Here is a 17,379-nt window from a genome sequence, read left to right as displayed (position 1 = left end):
CGGGTGCCCGAGCACCCAGCCGGTGACGCCCGCCTCGCGCAGGATCGCGACCAGCAGGCGTTCCGCGGCCGAGTCCGCCCGGTCCCCGGCCGCGGCGAGCAGGCGTCGTTGCCCGGGGGAGCCCCGGGGGCCCGGGTTGCGGCTGAACGCCGCCTGCAGCTCCGCGGGGGAGACGTGGCGCTGCAGGGCGCGGTCCAGCAACGCCGATCCGTCGGGCAGCGCGATCGCCGTCTCGAGGACCGTGAGACCGCGGCCCGTGAGCGTGACGCCCCGGCGGCGGGCGCGGTCGCGCTGGTCGAGGTCGCGGCGCCGCAGCTGCACCCCCCGCTGGGCCCGCCGGTGGTCCCCGCGGGGCACGGTGATCTCGGCGGCCAGGGGCGCGCGCGCCAGCAGGCCGTGCCAGAACGCCGCCGTCGGCCCGCAGAGCAGGGCCGCCGGTCCGCCGGTCCGCCGGTCCGCCGGTCCGCAGCCACGCCGCCCGCAGGCGGGCCTCGTCGGTGAGCCGGTGCCCACCGGCGAGCAGCACCCCGGGATGCAGCTCCCGCCAGGCATCGTTCGCGACCCGGCGCCGGACCGACCGCGCGCTGATGCCTGCGGCCACGGCCTGGGCGACGGTGAGCACGCCGGCCTGTCCGGCGAGCAGCTCGTCGATCGACATCGCCGCAGGATGCGCCGCCGGACCCTCCGTCCGCGGCGGAACGGGGGAACTCCCGTGCAAGATCCGCGGTTGTGGTGCGAGGCGGTCACGGATGGCCGCGTGGCACCGCAGACGCGGATCTACCAGCCGGAGTCGTCGAACTCGTGGCCGGGCGCCTCGCGCAGCAGGCCGCGGTAGGCATCGATCGCGCTGGCCCCGTGGTTGATCACGGCGTCCACCTCACGTGCGATAGGCATCTCCACCCCCGCCCGGCGCGCCAGCTCCATCACCACGCTCGCCGACTTGACCCCCTCCGCGACCTGGTTCAACGACGCGATCGCCGCAGGCACCGACAGCCCCCGGCCGATCGCCTCGCCGACGCGGCGGTTGCGCGAGAGCGGGCTCACGCACGTCACGACCAGGTCGCCCATTCCCGCCAGGCCTCCGAACGTGACGGGCTCGCCGCCGATCGCCTCGCCCAACCGGGCCATCTCCCGCACGGCCCGGCTGATCACCATTGCTTTCGTGTTGTGGCCCGCGCCCGCGCCGTCGCCCATGCCGGCGGCGATCGCGAACACGTTCTTGAGCGGGCCGCAGATCTCCACCCCGACGACGTCCGTGGTCGAGTAGATGCGGAACATCGGCGTGCGGAACAGCTCCGCGAGCTGGGCCGCGAGGTTGCGGTCCGACATCGCGAGGGTGGCCGCGGCCGCGTAGCCGTCCAGCACCTCGCGGGCGATGTTCGGCCCGGCCAGCACGCCGGCGGGGCTGCCCGGCAGGACCTCGCCGACGATCTCCGTCATCCGCAGGTCCGTGCCCTGCTCCAGGCCCTTCACCAGGCTCACGATCGGCACCCACGGCCGGACGAACGGCGCGGCGTCGGTCAGCACGGCGCGGAACCCGTGCGACGGCACGCCCATCACCAGCGCGTCCGCGTCGGAGACGGCCTCCTCCAGGGAGTTGGTGGCGTGCAGCTTGCGCGGCAGCTTCACCTCGCCGATGTAGCGGGAGTTGCCGTGCGCACCGTTGACCTCCGCGACGATCTCCGGCGACCGGGCCCAGAGGATGGTGGGTGTGCTGCGCGCCACGATCGCGGCCACCGCGGTCCCCCACGACCCGGCTCCGAGCACAGCCACCGTCGGCTGCCGTCTGATCACCCGGGGAATCTAACAGCGCAGGCGCGGTGGCGGGTGCGATGCAGCCACCACTCGGCGACCAGCAGGTTCACCACCCAGCTCAGCCAGGCGCTCGCCCCGACCGCCTGGGCGAGCTCGGGTGCCGCCGCCGGTCCGGGATCGGTGCCGAACACCTCCGGCGCGAAGACGGCGATGCACAGCACGACCCATATCCGGTTCGCGACGATCGAGAACGCGAGCGCGGCACTGCGCACCATCCATTCGCGGTGCTCGGCGAACCGCCGTCGCCGGGCCGCCCGCACCCCGGCGACCGTCGTGATCAGCCATAGCAGCGCGAGCATCGTGTTCGCGACGCGCTGGTTGGCGCCCCACACCCCGTACATGGTGATCGTGAGCACCGAGAGCGAGGCGAGGATCGCCGACGCCGCGTACACGCGGCCGCTCCGGCGGTGGACCTCCGGGTGGGTCGCCCGCAGCCACGGCCACAGCTGGACGCACGCGGCGACCAGCGCGACCGCGCCGAGCAGGATGTGCACGACCAACGCCGGGTAGTACCAGGCGACGTCCGCGGGGATCGGGAGGCGGCTGCGCGCCGGGTCGAACGTGAGGTAGGGAGGCACCGAGAACGCGAGGAACGCGACCGCCAGGAGCGCGAGGACCAGCCACGGCCAGGTGAAACGCCGGACGGTGTCCGGCCGCGCTGTATATGCCATACACAAAGTTTATGAGATAAACTAACCACCGGTGCAATCTATTCCCGGAGGTGCCCGTGCCCGAACCCCGACGTGGCGGCCTGCACCGCGACCGGATCGTCGCGGAAGGTGTCCGGATCGCCGACGCGGAGGGTCTCGTCGGGCTGTCGATGGGCAAGGTCGCGGCCCGTCTGGGGTTCACGGCGATGTCGCTCTACCGCCACGTCGCGAGCAAGGACGAGCTGGTGCTGCTCATGCAGGACGCGGCAATCGGGCCATCGCCGCGCCTTGCAGGCACGGGCTGGCGGGCCGCGCTGGAGGAGTGGACGTGGGCCGCGCTGGCGCGCTTCCGGGCCCACCCGTGGATGCTGCAGGCGGTCGCGATGTTCGGCCCGCCCGCCACGCCGCACCAGCTCGGCTGGCTGGAGAGCGCCCTCGGCGCGCTGGCCCCCACCGGCCTGGCGGAACCCGAGAAGGTCAACACAGTGCTGCTGCTCAGCGCGCACGTGTTCGCGGACCTGCAGTGGGCCGCGTTCGGCACCGCGCCCGGGGTGCCGGACCCGGCCGGCTACGGCGCGCGGCTCGCGGAGCTGCTCGACGCCGACCGGTTCCCCGCCGTGCTGCGCGCGGTCCACGGCGGCGCATTCGCGCCCGCCGAGGGCTCGCGGGCCGAGCGGGACGCCGACTTCGCATTCGGGCTCGCCCGCATCCTCGACGGCGTCGAGCATCTGGTGCGATCGCGCACCGGGCCGTGACGGGCATGCCGATCGGGCTACCCGTCCATCAGTCGACCGGGCGAGTGCACTAGCCTCTCCCGCAGGCTCCCCGTCGCCGAGCTCCCCCGGAGATGGCCCCCATGCGCTCTCGTCGTGTCCTGGCCGCCGCCCTCGCGGCGGCGGGTTCCGTCCTCCTCGCCGCGCTGCTGGTGACCGTCGCGCAGGCCGCTCCCGCGCCCGAGCCCGAACCCCAGGGCGAGAAGTCGACCTTCCCCGAGGTGCCGTTCACGGTCACCAACGACCTCACCGGGCTGTGCCTGTCGGGCAAGGCGCCCGCGACGGGGGAACGGACGGGCCTGGTCGTCGTCGAGGCCTGCGACACCGGCTCCGACCAGCGGTGGACCTACGACGTCGCGAGCAAGCGCCTGCGCAACGAGAAGCTCGGCCTGCGCTGGTGCCTCTCGGCCGAGGGGCCTGCGATGGTGCGCTGCCCCGACATCCGCAGCGACACCTACCGATGGTTGCAGGGCAACGGCATCTACACCCCCGGCGACGGCAACCGGCGCTACCTCGGGGTGCAGGCCGACACGCACCAGGTACTGGTCGCGGCCCCGGGCGTCGCGGGACGGGGCTTCGACTGGACGGTCGCGCCCGTCGAGCAGCCGCGGGCCGCGGCGGACTCGGCGCCCGCGCCGACGAGTGCCGAGTCCCCCGCGCCGGCCGCAGCACCGCTGCCGGTCGCTCCCCCCGGTGCGGAGGGCCTGCCCGTTCCCGGGCCGGGCGCGCTGCCGGCTCCCGGAGCGCTGCCCCTGCCGGGCCCGGGTGGGCTGCCGGCTCCCGGGGGGCTGCCGGCGCCGGACGCCCTGCCGCTGCCGGTGCCGTAGGCCGCGCCGGCGCAAGCTCCCCGGTGGCTGCGGGACCGGCCCGGGGGCTCACCCGGGTCGGGCGAGGTCCGGAAGCAGGTCCAGCGCGCGGGCGAGGCGCTCGGTCCACCACCGCCCGCGGTCCGGGTCGGCCGCGTGGCGCGCGAGCAGGGCCGGATCGGGTTCGGGCGGCGTGCGCGGCACGGGCAGGAATCCCGCGACGGGGCGGAACGGACGGGCGACGGGATCGCCGTCCAGCAGCGCGGTGGTGCCCAGGCCGCAGGCGAGCTCCAGCTCGGGCAGGGCGCCCGCGAGCGCGAGCTGCGCCGCGAGCCCGACGCTCGTCTCCAGCGCCGAGGACACCACGACGGGCAGCCCGGCGGCCTGCGCCACCTCCAGGGCCCGGCGCACCCCGCCCAGCGGCGCGCACTTGAGGACCGCGACGTCCGCGGCCCCGGCCACGGCCACCCGCAGCGGGTCGTCGGCGCGGCGGATCGACTCGTCCGCCGCGATCGGCACGTCCACCCGGCGGCGCACGGCGGCGAGCTCGTCGATGCCCGCGCACGGCTGCTCGACGTACTGCAGCCCGCCGGCGGCCCGGTCCAGCTCCCGGATCCGGACGACGGCGGTGTCGACGTCCCAGCGTCCGTTGACGTCCACGCGCAGCGCACCGCCCGGCCCGAGCGCGTCGCGGACGGCCTCGACGCGCGCGAGGTCCTCGGCGTGGGAGCAGGCGTGGTCGGCGATCTTGACCTTCGCCGTCGTGCATCCGGAGGCCGTGACGATCGCGTGTGCCCGATCCGGTGGGACGGCGGGAACCGTGGCGTTCACCGGCACGCGGTCGCGGACCGGGGCCGGCCAGCCCCGCGTCACCTGCTCGACGGCCGTCGCGAGCCAGGCCGCCGCCTCCGCGTCGCCGTACTCGGGGAACGGGCAGAACTCCCCCCAGCCCAGGGGGCCGCGCACCAGCACGCCCTCGCGGACGGTGATGCCGCGGAAGCGGGTGCGCAGCGGGATCGCGTAGGGGCGGACCTCGTCGAACACCGTCATCCTCACCTCAGGCACGGTCGAACCGCGTGCGGGCGTCGAGGATCTCCTCGATGTGGGCCTCGGACCAGTCCTTGAGCGCCCGCAGCACCGGGACGAGCGTGCGCCCCAGCGTGGTGAGCTCGTAGTCGACCCGCACCGGCACCTGCGCGGTGACGGTGCGCCGCACCAGCCCGTCGCGCTCCAGCTCGCGCAGGGTCTGGGTGAGCATCTTCTGGCTCACCCCCGCGATGGTCGTGCGCAGCTCCCCGTGCCGCCGTGGTCCGTCCGCCAGTGCGCTGACCAGCAGTGCGGACCACTTGCCACCGATCGTCGCCAGCACCTGCCGGGTGGGACAGCGGGCGAGGAAGGCGTCGTATGCGAGGCGTTGCTCCTGGCGGCGCTCCTCGGCGGTCTGGGTGGTCATGGTTCCTCCCCTAGGCACTTCTAGGTGCCTACTCCCCATCAGTGCCTGCGGGGCGCAGTCTGGCACGCGGCGCCGGCCGGCGTCCATGTGCGGGGGAGACCCAGGGAGGGATCGTGAAGGTGATCGAGACGGGGTCCTACGGCGGCCCCGACGTACTGGCCCTCGCCGACCGCGAGGAGCCGGTCCCCGGGCCGGGGGAGGTCGTCGTGCGGGTGCGTGCGGCGACGGTGAACCCGGTCGACCTCGCCACCCGCGCGGGTGCGTTCGCGGCGGTGCTGTCGCCGCCGTTCGTGCTGGGCTGGGACCTGGCGGGCGAGGTGGACGGGACGCGGGTTGCGGGCATGGTCCCGTGGTTCGCCACCGACCGTGGCGCCTACGCCGAGGCGGTGGCGGTGGACCGGGAATGGGTGGCACCCGTCCCCGACGGGGTGGCCGCCGTGCTCGCCGCGACCGTGCCGCTGGCCGGGCTGACCGCCCGCCAGGCCCTCGCGACCCTTCCGGAGGGCGGGTCGTTGCTGGTCACGGGCGCGTCGGGAGCCGTCGGCGGCTTCGCGGTGCAGCTCGCCGCGCAGGCCGGCGCCGAGGTGTACGCGGTGGCGTCCGCGGGCGACGAGGAGTGGGTGGCCGGGCTCGGTGCGGCGCACGTGCTGGGCCGCGACGCGCTCTCCGGGCGGCTGCCGGTCGTCGACGCCGTGCTCGACGCCGCTCCCGCCGGGCCGGAGCTGATCTCGGCCGTCCGCGACGGGGGTTCGTTCGTCGCGGTGACGGACCCGACCACGCCGGTGGCCGAGCGCGGCGTCCGGGTCGCGAAGGTGTCGGTGACCCCGGACGCAGCGGCGTTGGGGGAGTTGCTGGACGCCGTCGCGGCCGGGCGGCTGCGCACGCGCGTCGCGGCGACCTTCCCGCTCGCGGACGCCGCGGCCGCGCACCGGCGCCTCGCCGCGGGCGGCGTGCGGGGCAAGCTCGTGCTGGTGCCCTGAGAGCCGCTGGTCGCCCGAGAGCCGCTGGTCGCCCGAAAGCCCGCGAGTTGCGCATCCCGTCAGGGCGAGTTGCGGGTTTCGCCGGCGCGGGTTGCGGGTTTCGCCCGGGCGGGTTGCGGGCTCGCCGCCGCGAGTTGCGGGCTCGCCGCCGCGAGTTGCGGGTTTCGCCGGCGCGGGTTGCGGGTTTCGCCCGGGCGTCGGGCCCGCGGGCCGTGGCCGCTCCTCCGGCCGGCGCGTACGGTGACGGCATGGGCGACGCGGTGGCGGACACCGGCCCGGACCTGGGCCTGTTCGGCCCGCGCTCGATCACGTGGCGGATGCACGTGGAGCCGGTGCTGATCGTCGCCGGTATGCGGGCGCTGCTGCTGCAGTCCCTGCACCCGCGCGTCATGCGTGCGACCTTCCAGAACTCGGCCCTGTTCGATCCGCAGAAGGCCTACCCGCGCTTCCTGCGCACCGTCGAGTTCGTGGAGACGCGCACGTTCGGCAGCCTCGCGGAGGTCGAGCGAGCCGCCGCCCGCGTGCGCGCCCTGCACGCCAAGCTGCGCGGCTACGACCCGGACACCGGCGAGCACTTCCGGGTCGACGATCCCGCCGGGCTGTTGTGGGTGCACTGTTGCGAGATCGACTCCTACGTCGACGTCGCCCGTCGCGCCGGGATCGTCTCCGCGGCGGAGGCGGACGCCTACGTTGCGGAGAACCGGGCGGCCGCGCAGGTCGTCGGCCTGGATCCGGCGATCGTGCCGACGACCCGGGCCGAGATGGACGCCTACTTCGCGCGCGTCCGGCCGCAACTGCGGATGACGGAGGAGGCCGTGCGCGGCGTCGGTGGCCTGCTGCGCCCGCGGGGGGACGCTCCACGGGCCTTCCGCACCGCGATCTCCACGGTCGCCACCGCGGCCGTCGCCACGTTGCCGCGGTGGGCGCGACGCGTCTACGGGCTCCCGGGCCTGCCCACCACCGATCTCGGGGTGGCGCTGCTGCTGCGGGCCGCCCGCCCCGCCGTCGCGCGGCTGATGCCGCCGGAGTCCGCGCCGCCGCGCGTGCAGCGGGCCCGGCGGCTGATGGCGGCGGTGGAGGTGGCCTGACAAGCCGCGGCCCTGCCACCCGCCCCGACCCGCCCGGCCGGCGCGCCGACCGTGCAGCAGGTCGGGTCGGGACCTGCCGGGCCGCCCGCTCGGCGCCGCCGTCCCGCGGTCGCTCAGCCCGTCGGGATTGTCGGGGTGCCGTGCTGCACTGGACAGAGGTCGGGTGGTCGGGGAAGGCGCGACCGGGAAGGACGGGTCGGGATGCCGTACGTGCACGGGCATGCCCGGCTGCTGGGTTGGGTGATCGGGCACCATCGCAGGCCGCACGCGGGGGAGGCCCGGCAGCTCGCGTTGGACGAGGCGCCGATGGATGCGCCGGACGCGCCGGACACGGCCGGCGGGCCGGACACCGCTGACGCGCCGGACACCGCGGACGCGCCGGACACCGCTGACGGGTCGGACACCGCGGACGCGCCGGCCACCGCGGATGCCCTGGACAGGGCCGGCGGGCCGGACACCGCGGACGCGCCACATCCGGCGGACGCGCCGGAAACCGCCGGCGGCCCGGACACCGCGGACGCCGCGGACGGGCCGGACACCGCGAACGCCGCCGACACGCCGGACGCCGCCGACACGCCGGACGCCGCCGACACCGCCCGCCGCACGCGTCCCCCGCACTCCGCCCCCGCGGTCGGGCCGCGCCCCGATCCCGTCCGGGCCCGGGGCGCCGGCACCCCCGCCTTCGCCCCCGCACCCGACGTCCCGGCGCCGCGGCCGAGCCCCGAGGGGTCCGGGGGCCCGCCGCGGCCCCGCCCGTCGGATCGGGCAGGCGGGCCGGGGGACGGCGCCGCGGCGGTGCCCGGCGCGCCGGCTCGTAGGCAGGGCCACGTGCGCGTCAGGCGCGGGTCCTAGGGTCGGGTCGTGGCGGGCGAACTGATGGGTGTGGCGGTGCACGGCGGCACGCCGGCGGCGGCGGTCGCGGCGGCACGGCGTGCGGAGGAGCGCGGCTTCGAGTCGGTGTGGACCACCGAGTTCTACGACCGCTCGGCCACGGTGTCGCTGGCGGCGATGGCCATGGCGACCTCGACGATCACGCTGGGCAGTGGGATCGCCTACGCGGTGGGCCGCAGTCCGCTGGTGCTCGCCGCGGAGGCCCGCGATCTCGGCGAGCTCTCCGGGGGGCGCCTCGTGCTCGGCCTCGGGACGGGCACGAAGCGCATGCAGCAGGACTGGCACGGCGCGGACGGCCTGTCCCCGGCGCCGCGGCTCGAGGAGCTGGTCCCGTTGCTGCGCCGGATCTGGGCGATGGACGCCTCGGGCGTGCACCACGAGGGCCGCTTCTACCGGATGGCGCTTCAGCCGACGGCGGAGGTGCGCCCGGGCCCGCCGATCCCGGTCTACCTGGCCGGGTTCAACCGCCGGATGGTGCAGGCTGCCGGGGCGGTCGCGGACGGGCTCGTCGGCCACCCGATCTTCACCCGCCGGTACGTGCAGGAGGTGGTGCGCCCGGCGCTCGCGGAGGGTGCGCGCCGCACCGGACGGGACGCGACCGTGCCGATCGCGGGCTACGTGATCACCAGCGTCGCCGAGGACGGCGACCGTGCCCGCCGCGACGCCGCCGCCCAGATCGCCTTCTACACGGTCGTGCGCACCTACGCCCCGCTCGTCGAGCTGGAGGGGTTCACGGCCGAGGTGGACGCGATCCGCGAGGCGTGGCAGCGCCGCGACGCGGAGTCGATGATCGCGGCGGTGTCGCCCGCGATGCTCGAACGGATGGCGGTGGCCGGGACGCCGCAGGAGGCCCGCGAGCAGATGCCCGCGTTCCACGGGCTCTACGACCGCCTGCTGTGCTACGTGCCCAGCTACGGTCTGACCGCGGCCGAGATCGCGGACCGGCTCGACGCCGTCCTGGCGACCTTCGGCCGCTGACCGGGCCATACTCGCGGCCGAGCCGAGCGGTCGCGGGGGTCGCCACCGCCCGTGGCGGGCAGGCATGGGAGGGCGCGATGGACGAGCGGTGCATCGGGATCGACCCGGCGCCGGCCACCGGGAGCGTGCAGGGCCACGAGATGTTCATGGGCGTCTGCGCGCAGAACGCCGGGTCGCGCGCGCTGTGCATGCACGTCGTGCGGATCCCGCCGGGCGGGCGGGCGAAGGCGCACCTGCACGAGGGCCACGAGTCGGCGGTGTACGTGGTGAGCGGGCGCGCCACCACGTGGTTCGGGCCCCGGCTCGATCAGCGGGTGGACACCGCGGCGGGCGGGTTCGTCTACATCCCCGCCGGCGTGCCCCACCTGCCGGTGAACCTCAGCGACACCGAACCGGTGATCGGGCTGATCGCGCGCACGGATCCGAACGAGCAGGAGAGCGTGGTGCTGCTCCCCGAGCTCGACGGCCTGCCGCACCTGTTCGGTCCCTGACGCCGGGCCGCGCTCAGATGCTCGTCGGCGCCGCGTACATCGCCTCGATCAGGGCGGCGTACTTCTTCGCGATCGGGCGGCGCCGCAGCTTCATCGTGGGGGTGAGCTCGTCCCCGGCGGGCAGCCAGTCCACCGGCAGGACCGTGAACCGCTTGACCTGCTCCACGCGCGACAGCCGCGCATTCGCGAGGTCGACGGCGCTGCCGATCGCCTTGCGCACGTCGTCGTCCGCGCTGAGCGCCGCGGGCGAAGAGTCCGGCAGGCCCCGGCGCGCGGCGTAGGCCGCCGAGGCGTCCGGGTCCAGGACGATCAGCGCCACGTTGTACGGCCGGCCGTCGCCGATCACCGCGACCTGCCCGATCAGCGGGCTCGCGCTCTTGACGGTGCCCTCGATGTTGGCCGGTGACATGTTCTTGCCGGCCGAGTTGATGATCAGCTCCTTCTTGCGGTCCACGATCGTGAGGTAGCCGTCGGCGTCGATCGAGCCGATGTCGCCGGTGTGCAGCCAGCCGTCGGCATCGATCGCCTCCGCGGTCCGAGTGGGGTCGTTGCGGTAGCCGCGCATGACCATGCCGCCCCGGCAGAGCAGCTCGCCGTCCTCGGCGATGCGCATCTCGATACCGGGTATCGCGGGGCCCACGGTGCCGTGCCTGGCCGAGCCGTCCCGGTTCGACGCGCCGAGGCAGGCGAGCTCCGACATGCCCCACAGCTCGTTGATCGGCAACCCGATCGCGCCGAAGAACTCCAGCACATCCGGCGGGAACGCGGCGGCCCCGCCGAAGGTCGTGCGGACCCGGTCCAGGCCGAGCCGGGTGCGCACCGGCGCCCACACCATCCGGTCGGCGTCGGCGTACTCGGTGAGCAGCGCCTGATCGGGGCCCGGCCCCGTGCCGGCGCGTGCGGCCTGCTCGGCCGCCACCTTCCGCCTGCCCACCTCCAGCGCCCACATGACGCCCGCGGCCTTCTGCGGATCCGGCTCGGCCGCGAACCGGGCCTCCAGCCCCGCCTGCAGTTTCTCGAAGACCCTCGGCACGCCGCCGAACAACGTCGGGCGCACCTCGGGCAGCACCGCGAAGAGCCGCCGGGCGTCGGGAACGGAGGTGATGTCCAGGCCGTAGATCATGCCGACGTAGTGGGAGATCCAGCGATCCGCGACGTGTGCCGACGGCAGGTAGGACGCCATCCGGTCGCCCACGTGCACCGTCATCACGTCGTCGAGCCCCGCGATCTGGGCGATCATGTTGGCGTGGGTGAGCTCCACGCCCTTGGGCGGACCGGTGGTGCCCGAGGTGTAGATGAGCGTGAGCAGGTCCTCGGGCTGCACGGCCCGCCAGGCGCCGTCGAAGTCGAACCCGCCCTCCGACATCCCCTCAAGCTCCGCCAGGGAGAGCGTGCCCTCCAGGGCACCCTCGATCACCACGATGTGCTCGACCGCGCCACCCGCCGCCCGGACCCGGTCGACGAAATTCGCCTCGCAGATGACGACCCTGGCGCCCGCGTTGCGGAGCACGTGCGCGATCTGTCCGGCGGGTGAGGTGTTGTAGACCGAGAACGGTGCGGCTCCCAGGTGCATGGCCCCGGTGTCGACGAGGTGGAACTCGGGCCGGTTGAGCAGCATCAACCCGACGGCGTCGCCCCGGCGTACGCCGAGGGCGTGCAGGCCCGCCGCGACCCGACGGACGCGCTCGGCGTACTCCCGCCACGTGATCGCGGGCGTGCCGCCGGGTGCGCGCAGCGCCGGTGCGTCGGGGTGGGCGTTCGCCGTCCGCTGGAAGGCTTCGCAGAGGCTGCGCAACCCGGTTACGTCCATGATCGACTCCCTCGGCCCGCGACCGGCTCGGGCGACCAGCCTGGCCCGCCCCGGGCGCCTGCGGAAGACCGCGCGAAGTCCCGGATCCGGCTGCTCCCTTCGGTGGGTCATGCAGTCCGGCCTCGGCCGCGAGGGTGGCTTCGAGGGCATCCGCGAGCACCTCGAGCACTGCTACACCGCCGTCGACCGGTGAGAGCCGCCCGAGCAGGCGACGCGATCGGGTGATGGTGCGGGTGCGGATGCGTCGTGCAAGGCTGCGCCGCTAGCGTCGTCGCATGTCGATGCCGCCCGGGCCGCAGGACCCGTTCGACCCGCGCTCGTTCCCGGAGCCGCCGACGCGACGGGGCGTGGGCGCGGATCCGCTCGTGCCGGGGGACTTCGGCGGCTGGCTCGAGCGGATCGTCGGGGTGGTGCGGCGCAGTTGGCCCGCGCTGCTGCCCGTGCAGCTCGTGGCGACGGCCGTGGGTGTCGGGGTCGGCGCGGCCGCGGGGCCGCCGTTCGACGGCGCCCCGTTCGACCCGACGACGGTCGGGCCGGACTTCCTCGGCACGGCTCTGCTGGCCGGCGTGATCATGCTGCTGGTCGCGGCGGCTTCGGCGGCGGTGTCCGTGGTGCTGGCGGTTCGCCATGCCGCCGGGGATCCCCTGACGGTCGGGCAGGCCGCGGGGATCGCGGGCGGTCGGGTGCTCCCGCTCGCCGGCTGGCTGCTGGTCGCGGGAGCGCTGGTCGTTGCCGGGACGCTGCTGATCCTTCCGGCGATCTACCTGGGGGTCGTGTTCGTGGCGAGCCTCTACGGCGTGGTGGTGGTCGAGCGGCGCGGGATCGGGCGTTGCTTCGCCCTGGTGAACCCCCGGCTCCTGCCGACGCTCGGCCGGATCCTGCTCGCGGTCGGTGCCTACCTCGCCTTCCTCGCCACCGTGGACCTGCTGGTGTCGGCCGTCGGCGCGGGGCCGTTGGCGACGACGGTCGTGCAGGTGGTGGCCGGGTCCGCGGTCGGCGTCGTCGGGGTCGCGGTCGCCGTCGTGACCTATGCCGAGCTGCGGGCGGGCGAGCAGCCCGGTCTGAGCACCGCCACCCTCGCGGCGCAGCTCGCCGGGTAGCCGGACGCCGCGCGGCCGGGCGGGTCGTGATCGGAGTGAGACCCGCGAAGCGGTAGGTCGAGCGACGACCAGGGGCTACCGTCGCACGCATGTCGACGCCTCCCGGTCCGCCCGGAAACCCCGACGGCCCGCCTCCGCAGAATCCCGGCGGCTGGGGGCCGCCGCCAGGCGGGCAGCAGTACCAGTACCCCCCGCAGGGGTATCCGCAGCAGCCGCCGCCCGGTGGCTACCCGCAGCAGGGCGGCTACCCGCAGCAGGGCGGCTACCCGCAACAGGGCGGCTACCCGCAACAGGGCGGCTACCCGCAACAGGGCGGCTATCCCCCGCAGGGTGGCTACCCGCCGCCCGGCTACGGGCAGCAGCCGTACCCGCAGGCGGGCGGCGTCCCGGGCGTGCCGCCGCCGAACGACCCGCTCGTGCCGCCGGACCTGGGTGGCTGGTTCCAGCGGATCATCGCGACGGTGCAGCGCAGTCTCGTGCCGCTGCTGCAGATCCAGCTCGGTGTGGCGGTCGTCGCGATCATCGTGGCGTTGCTGTTCGGCCCCGGCATGACGAACATCAGCCCGGACGACCTCGCCTCCGGTCAGGTCGGGTTCAGCCTCGTCGGCCTGCCGCTGCTCGGCTCGATCATCGCCGGGCTGGTCTCGTTGATCGGCGCGATCGCGTGCGTCCACATCATCGTGACGCAGGCCCAGGGCGGTCCGGGCGACATCGCCGCGGCGCTGAAGTTCGCCCCGTCGCGGCTGCTCCCGATGATCGGCTGGGGCATCCTCGCCGGGCTGATCATCGGCATCGGCTTCGTACTGCTCATCCTGCCGGGCATCTACCTGGCGTGCGTGTTCGCCGCGACCCTCTACGGCGTCGTGGTGATCGAGCGTGCCGGGATCGGCCGCTGCTTCGCGCTGTTCAACAACCGGTTCGGCCCGACGCTCGGCCGGATGCTGCTGCTGTTCCTCGCCGCGTTCGTGTACTACTTCATCGTCGGGCTCATCGCGGCGCTGCTCGGCGGACCCGCCTCGATCCTCGGGGCGATCGTGCAGGGCCTGCTCGGCATCGTGGGCGGGATCGTCGGCGTCGTGGCGGCCGTGGTCACCTACGCCGAGCTGCGGTTCCACGACAAGCAGCAGCCGGGGGTGCTCACCCCGCAGCTGGCCGCCGAGCTCTACCGCTGACACCTGCCGGACGCACCGCCGCGGCGGACGCGGCGGAGCGACGGTGAGGCCGGCCGGGGCGCGTCGTCGGGCCCCGGGCCGGCCGGGGCCGATCAGCCGTCGGCTTCGTGTTTGGCGACCATCTCGGTGTCCACCCCGACCGCGCCGATCCCCATGGCGCCGCCGGGGGAGCCGAGCGGCTCGTCGCGACCGGGAAGGATCTCGTCGAAGAAGCGTGCGTTGTCCTCGACGTGTGACTCCTGGTCGGGCTCGACCGCGCGGTCCTGGCTGATCGCCTCGACCGGGCACACCGGTTCGCACGCCCCGCAGTCGATGCACTCGACCGGGGAGATGTAGAGCTTGCGGGCGCCCTCGTAGATGCAGTCGACCGGACACTCGTCCACGCACGAGCGGTCCATCACGTCGATGCACGGGCCCGCGATCACGTACGGCACGGTCACCTCCAGGGCTTTCGCGTCGAGAACGACGTCATGGTCGCCGGAACGCCTCGTTGATCACCACAGTGTCGTTCTCGACGGCGGATCAGGGGAAGTGGACGTACTCGTACTCGACGGGCTGGCCGTTGATGCCCTTGGCGGGCGGGGCGATCCAGCCGGCGATCTTGCCCGGCTCGTAGACCGGCCGCATCAGCGACCGGACGTGCGCCCGGTCGGCGTCCGAGGGCAGCCAGGAGTCCCGCTTGGCCTCCCACACCTCCGAGGACACGACGTCCCCGCGCGGCGTGACGTGGTGCTCGGCGAACAGCCCGACGTGCCGGTTGAACCCGACGTTCGGCAGGGACAGCCGCCGGTCGATCCCGGCCTGTTCCAGCACCCGGTTCCAGCGCTTGAGCCCGTTCTCACAGTCTGCGACGTACTCGTCGCGGAGGTCGTGGTTGAGCGCGAGCAGCGCCGGCACCTCGTCGGTGCCGATCTCCCCGTCGCGGACCACGACGATGTGCGCCGAGTCCTCGGTGAGCACGTGGTCGTCGCGGCGGCGTTCCTCCTGCCAGCGGCCCTTGAGCCCGGCGGTGAAGTAGTTGGCCGCGTTCGTGGACTGCTCGGAGCCGAACAGGTCCAATGACACCGAGTAGTGGAAGTTGATGTAGCGCTGGATCACGTCCAGCGAGATGCCGCCGTGCGGGGCGATGTCGTCGGTGTCGTGCTCGTGCATCAGCTCGGCGGCGCGGGCGACCACCCGGTCGACACCCGTGGTGCCGACGAACATGTGGTGGCTCTCCTCCTTGAGCATGAACTCGCAGGTGCGCGACAGCGGGTCGAACGCCGACTCCTTCAGCGTCCCGAGCTGGTACTTGCCGTCCCGGTCGGTGAAGTAGGTGAACATGAAGAACGACAGCCAGTCCGGGGTCTCCTCGTTGAAGGCGCCGAGGATGCGCGGGCTGTCCAGGTCGCCGGAGTTGCGGTGCAGCAGCGCCTCGGCCTCCTCGCGGCCGCCCCGGCCGAAGTACGCGTGCAACAGGTAGACCATCGCCCAGAGGTGGCGGCCCTCCTCGACGTTGACCTGGAAGAGGTTGCGCAGGTCGTACAGCGACGGCGCGGTCTCGCCGAGGCGGCGCTGTTGCTCCACCGAGGCGGGCTCGGTGTCGCCCTGGATGACGATGAGCCGCTGCAGGTCCGAGCGGTACTCGCCGGGCACCTGCTGCCAGACCGGCTCGCCCTTCTGCTCACCGAACGCGATCCGGCGGTCGGCGTTGCGCTCGGCGAGGAACACGCCCCAGCGGTACTCCTCCATCGCGACGTGCCCGAAGTGTGCCCAGCCGTCCCGGCCGACGTTGATCGCCGTGCGCAGGTAGACGTCCTCGGTCGGCAGGGCCGGGCCCATCGTCCGCCACCAGTTGAGGAAGTTCGGCTGCCAGGACTCCAGCGCCCGCTGCAGCTTGCGGTCGCCGGCGAGGTCGACGTTGTTGGGGATCTTCTCGGAGTAGTCGATGGCCATGGTCACACCCGCTTGCGGTCGAAGTCGGCCTTGCGGCCCGTGCCGTACCTGCGCAGCGCCCCCTCGGGTCCGGAGGCGCTGGGTCGTACGAAGATCCAGTTCTGCCAGGCCGTCAGCCGGCCGAAGATCCGTGACTCCATCGTCTCCGGCCCGACGAAGCGGAGGTTGGCCTCCATGCCGGTGAGCGCGTCCGGCGACAGCGACGCCCGCTCCTCCAGCATGATCCGGATCTCGTCGTCCCAGTCGATGTCGTCGGGGGCGTCGGTGACCAGGCCCAGCTCCCGCGCCTCGGCGGCCTCGATGCGCCGGTCGGTCTCCTGGCGCAGCTTGGCGACCGTGTCCTCGTCGCCGTAGAACCGCGAGCCCAGCCGGGAGAGCCCGTTGGGCATGGGGAACGTGCCGAAGTTGGACGCCGACAGCACGATCTGGGCGGGCTCGCCCTCCTGGGCGTCGTCCTCCATGAACCCGTCGAGCATGTACTGGCGATCGCACGCCAGCGCCAGCTCCAGCAGTGCCCCCGCGAAGCACGAGCCCGGCTCGATCAGCGCGATCAGCGAGCGCGACGTGACGTCGAGGCGCTTGAGGACGCGCTTGAAGTAGTGGCGGATCTCGTTGACCAGCCAGTCCGACCCGCTGCAGCGCTCGATGACCCGCTCGAACGCCAGCGCGTCCTCGACGTCGCCGCGGGTGCGCAGGATCCAGGTGCCCAGTTCCAGCTCGTTCGCGCGCAGCCGCAGGATCAGGTCGTCGAGCTCGCGCGTCATCGCGAGCGGCCAGAACTCCGCGCCCAGCTCGTGCACCCGCTCGACGGTGTCGGGCACGTCGCCGGTGGGGCCGTCGACGGTGATCTCGACGAGGCCACGGGCGCGGTCGAAGCGCGCGTGGACGTGGCGGTAGCGGATGCCGTCGGCGTCCTCCTCGCGCTGTAGGGGGGTGAGCGTGATCCCCTGCGCGTCGGTGGGCCGGGTGGAGCATTCGGCGGCCTGTGCGGCCCGCTCGGCGACCGTCTCGTCCCAGCGCCGCTTCGGGATCACCTCGTCGACCAGCCGCCACTCGACGGCCTGCTTGCCGCGCACGCCCTCCGCGCGGGTGGCGAACACGTCCGCGCGGTCCTTGCGCACCTTGCGCTTGTCGGTGACGCGGGTGAGGCCGCCGGTGCCGGGGAGCACGCCGAGTAGCGGCACCTCGGGCAATGAGACGGCCGAGGAGTTGTCGTCGACGAGCAGGATCTGCTCGCAGGCCAGGGCGAGCTCGTAGCCGCCGCCCGCGGCGGTGCCGTTGACCGCGGCGATGTAGGTCTGGCCGGAGTGCGCGGCGGCGTCCTCGATGCCGTTGCGCGTCTCGTTGGTGAACTTGCAGAAGTTCACCTTCCAGGGGTGGCTGGACTGCGCGAGCATCCGGATGTTGGCGCCCGCGCAGAAGTTGCGGTCCTTCCCG

The 17,379-nt window shown here is 74.1% G+C and carries 18 protein-coding genes and 2 pseudogenes; 10 read left to right on the top strand and 10 right to left on the bottom strand.

The genetic code is table 11. The features are described from left to right. From AB7J25_RS25370 to AB7J25_RS25355, 4 genes and pseudogenes are all read right to left on the bottom strand, one after another. A pseudogene (locus AB7J25_RS25370) lies at window positions 1-513 on the bottom strand (hypothetical protein); the annotation flags it as partial. 22 nt (window positions 514-535) lie between these two features. Further along, a pseudogene (locus AB7J25_RS25365) lies at window positions 536-658 on the bottom strand (type IV toxin-antitoxin system AbiEi family antitoxin domain-containing protein); the annotation flags it as partial. Between the two features lie 119 nt (window positions 659-777). Beyond that, the gene (locus AB7J25_RS25360) at window positions 778-1,794 is read right to left on the bottom strand and encodes an NAD(P)H-dependent glycerol-3-phosphate dehydrogenase (RefSeq protein WP_428512893.1); all 1,017 of its coding nucleotides are present in this window, start codon (window positions 1,792-1,794) and stop codon (window positions 778-780) included. Next, window positions 1,791-2,486, bottom strand: coding sequence for a DUF2306 domain-containing protein (locus AB7J25_RS25355; RefSeq protein WP_428512891.1), 696 nt, complete (start codon window positions 2,484-2,486; stop codon window positions 1,791-1,793). Before AB7J25_RS25355 ends, AB7J25_RS25360 begins: the two co-directional genes overlap by 4 nt. A 56-nt stretch (window positions 2,487-2,542) precedes the next feature. Here AB7J25_RS25355 and AB7J25_RS25350 point away from each other — a divergent pair, with 56 nt between their 5' ends. Then, on the top strand, window positions 2,543-3,220 hold the full coding sequence (locus AB7J25_RS25350; protein WP_428512889.1) for a TetR/AcrR family transcriptional regulator: 678 nt from the start codon (window positions 2,543-2,545) through the stop codon (window positions 3,218-3,220). 101 nt (window positions 3,221-3,321) lie between these two features. After that, the gene (locus AB7J25_RS25345; RefSeq protein WP_428512887.1) at window positions 3,322-4,065 is read left to right on the top strand and encodes a hypothetical protein; all 744 of its coding nucleotides are present in this window, start codon (window positions 3,322-3,324) and stop codon (window positions 4,063-4,065) included. A gap of 48 nt (window positions 4,066-4,113) precedes the next feature. Here AB7J25_RS25345 and AB7J25_RS25340 read toward each other — a convergent pair whose 3' ends face one another. After that, on the bottom strand, window positions 4,114-5,094 hold the full coding sequence (locus tag AB7J25_RS25340) for an o-succinylbenzoate synthase (protein ID WP_428512895.1): 981 nt from the start codon (window positions 5,092-5,094) through the stop codon (window positions 4,114-4,116). Window positions 5,095-5,101: 7 nt separating this feature from the next. Continuing rightward, the gene (locus tag AB7J25_RS25335) at window positions 5,102-5,497 is read right to left on the bottom strand and encodes a winged helix-turn-helix transcriptional regulator (protein WP_428512885.1); all 396 of its coding nucleotides are present in this window, start codon (window positions 5,495-5,497) and stop codon (window positions 5,102-5,104) included. 113 nt (window positions 5,498-5,610) lie between these two features. Between AB7J25_RS25335 and AB7J25_RS25330 the strand changes: the two genes are divergently transcribed. The 5 genes from AB7J25_RS25330 (at window position 5,611) to AB7J25_RS25310 (ending at window position 9,925) form a co-directional block, all read left to right on the top strand. Then, window positions 5,611-6,477 (top strand): NADP-dependent oxidoreductase, encoded by an 867-nt coding sequence (locus AB7J25_RS25330; RefSeq protein WP_428512883.1) that lies wholly within the window; start codon window positions 5,611-5,613, stop codon window positions 6,475-6,477. 248 nt (window positions 6,478-6,725) lie between these two features. Next, window positions 6,726-7,565, top strand: a complete 840-nt coding sequence (locus AB7J25_RS25325) for an oxygenase MpaB family protein (RefSeq protein WP_428512881.1) — start codon at window positions 6,726-6,728, stop codon at window positions 7,563-7,565. Window positions 7,566-7,766: 201 nt separating this feature from the next. Next, window positions 7,767-8,417: a hypothetical protein gene (locus AB7J25_RS25320; protein ID WP_428512879.1), complete on the top strand. Its 651-nt coding sequence runs from the start codon at window positions 7,767-7,769 to the stop codon at window positions 8,415-8,417. A 9-nt stretch (window positions 8,418-8,426) separates the two neighbouring features. Next, the gene (locus AB7J25_RS25315) at window positions 8,427-9,434 is read left to right on the top strand and encodes an LLM class flavin-dependent oxidoreductase (RefSeq protein ID WP_428512877.1); all 1,008 of its coding nucleotides are present in this window, start codon (window positions 8,427-8,429) and stop codon (window positions 9,432-9,434) included. Window positions 9,435-9,511: 77 nt separating this feature from the next. After that, the gene (locus tag AB7J25_RS25310; RefSeq protein ID WP_428512875.1) at window positions 9,512-9,925 is read left to right on the top strand and encodes a cupin domain-containing protein; all 414 of its coding nucleotides are present in this window, start codon (window positions 9,512-9,514) and stop codon (window positions 9,923-9,925) included. Window positions 9,926-9,938: 13 nt separating this feature from the next. Here the strand turns inward: AB7J25_RS25310 and AB7J25_RS25305 are convergent, their stop codons facing one another. Then, window positions 9,939-11,735 (bottom strand): AMP-dependent synthetase/ligase, encoded by a 1,797-nt coding sequence (locus AB7J25_RS25305; RefSeq protein ID WP_428512873.1) that lies wholly within the window; start codon window positions 11,733-11,735, stop codon window positions 9,939-9,941. On the opposite strand from AB7J25_RS25305, the gene AB7J25_RS25300 reads away from it, so the two are divergent. From AB7J25_RS25300 to AB7J25_RS25290, 3 genes are all read left to right on the top strand, one after another. Further along, window positions 11,734-11,928 (top strand): hypothetical protein, encoded by a 195-nt coding sequence (locus tag AB7J25_RS25300; protein WP_428512871.1) that lies wholly within the window; start codon window positions 11,734-11,736, stop codon window positions 11,926-11,928. The genes AB7J25_RS25305 and AB7J25_RS25300 overlap by 2 nt on opposite strands. 82 nt (window positions 11,929-12,010) lie before the next feature. Beyond that, window positions 12,011-12,835, top strand: a complete 825-nt coding sequence (locus AB7J25_RS25295) for a hypothetical protein (RefSeq protein WP_428512869.1) — start codon at window positions 12,011-12,013, stop codon at window positions 12,833-12,835. Window positions 12,836-12,924: 89 nt separating this feature from the next. Continuing rightward, complete coding sequence (locus AB7J25_RS25290; protein ID WP_428512867.1) at window positions 12,925-14,007, top strand: hypothetical protein; 1,083 nt, start codon at window positions 12,925-12,927, stop codon at window positions 14,005-14,007. Between the two features lie 92 nt (window positions 14,008-14,099). On the opposite strand, the gene fdxA is transcribed toward AB7J25_RS25290, so the two are convergent. The 3 genes from fdxA to boxC all read right to left on the bottom strand — a co-directional run. Next, window positions 14,100-14,441 (bottom strand): ferredoxin, encoded by a 342-nt coding sequence (gene fdxA / locus AB7J25_RS25285; RefSeq protein ID WP_428512865.1) that lies wholly within the window; start codon window positions 14,439-14,441, stop codon window positions 14,100-14,102. 88 nt (window positions 14,442-14,529) lie between these two features. After that, window positions 14,530-15,942: a benzoyl-CoA 2,3-epoxidase subunit BoxB gene (gene boxB / locus AB7J25_RS25280; RefSeq protein ID WP_428512863.1), complete on the bottom strand. Its 1,413-nt coding sequence runs from the start codon at window positions 15,940-15,942 to the stop codon at window positions 14,530-14,532. 2 nt (window positions 15,943-15,944) lie between these two features. After that, window positions 15,945-17,379 (bottom strand): 2,3-epoxybenzoyl-CoA dihydrolase (boxC, locus tag AB7J25_RS25275; protein WP_428512861.1); only part of this gene is annotated, 1,435 nt, incomplete at its 5' end.

This window comes from Pseudonocardia sp. (assembly GCF_050246655.1).
GTDB lineage: Bacteria > Actinomycetota > Actinomycetes > Mycobacteriales > Pseudonocardiaceae > Pseudonocardia.
Note: the sequence above shows the minus strand (reverse complement) of the source record. Positions and strands in the feature narration are given on the sequence as shown.

Bases quoted from the DNA above. Each gene is read 5' to 3' on its own strand.
- AB7J25_RS25355 (WP_428512891.1), bottom strand. From the start codon at position 2,486: ATGGCATATACAGCGCGGCCGGACACCGTCCGGCGTTTCACCTGGCCG.
- AB7J25_RS25345 (WP_428512887.1), top strand. From the start codon at position 3,322: ATGCGCTCTCGTCGTGTCCTGGCCGCCGCCCTCGCGGCGGCGGGTTCC.
- AB7J25_RS25295 (WP_428512869.1), top strand. From the start codon at position 12,011: ATGTCGATGCCGCCCGGGCCGCAGGACCCGTTCGACCCGCGCTCGTTC.
- AB7J25_RS25340 (WP_428512895.1), bottom strand. From the start codon at position 5,094: ATGACGGTGTTCGACGAGGTCCGCCCCTACGCGATCCCGCTGCGCACC.
- AB7J25_RS25335 (WP_428512885.1), bottom strand. From the start codon at position 5,497: ATGACCACCCAGACCGCCGAGGAGCGCCGCCAGGAGCAACGCCTCGCA.
- AB7J25_RS25290 (WP_428512867.1), top strand. From the start codon at position 12,925: ATGTCGACGCCTCCCGGTCCGCCCGGAAACCCCGACGGCCCGCCTCCG.
- AB7J25_RS25325 (WP_428512881.1), top strand. From the start codon at position 6,726: ATGGGCGACGCGGTGGCGGACACCGGCCCGGACCTGGGCCTGTTCGGC.
- AB7J25_RS25305 (WP_428512873.1), bottom strand. From the start codon at position 11,735: ATGGACGTAACCGGGTTGCGCAGCCTCTGCGAAGCCTTCCAGCGGACG.
- AB7J25_RS25310 (WP_428512875.1), top strand. From the start codon at position 9,512: ATGGACGAGCGGTGCATCGGGATCGACCCGGCGCCGGCCACCGGGAGC.
- AB7J25_RS25300 (WP_428512871.1), top strand. From the start codon at position 11,734: ATGATCGACTCCCTCGGCCCGCGACCGGCTCGGGCGACCAGCCTGGCC.
- AB7J25_RS25320 (WP_428512879.1), top strand. From the start codon at position 7,767: ATGCCGTACGTGCACGGGCATGCCCGGCTGCTGGGTTGGGTGATCGGG.
- boxB (WP_428512863.1), bottom strand. From the start codon at position 15,942: ATGGCCATCGACTACTCCGAGAAGATCCCCAACAACGTCGACCTCGCC.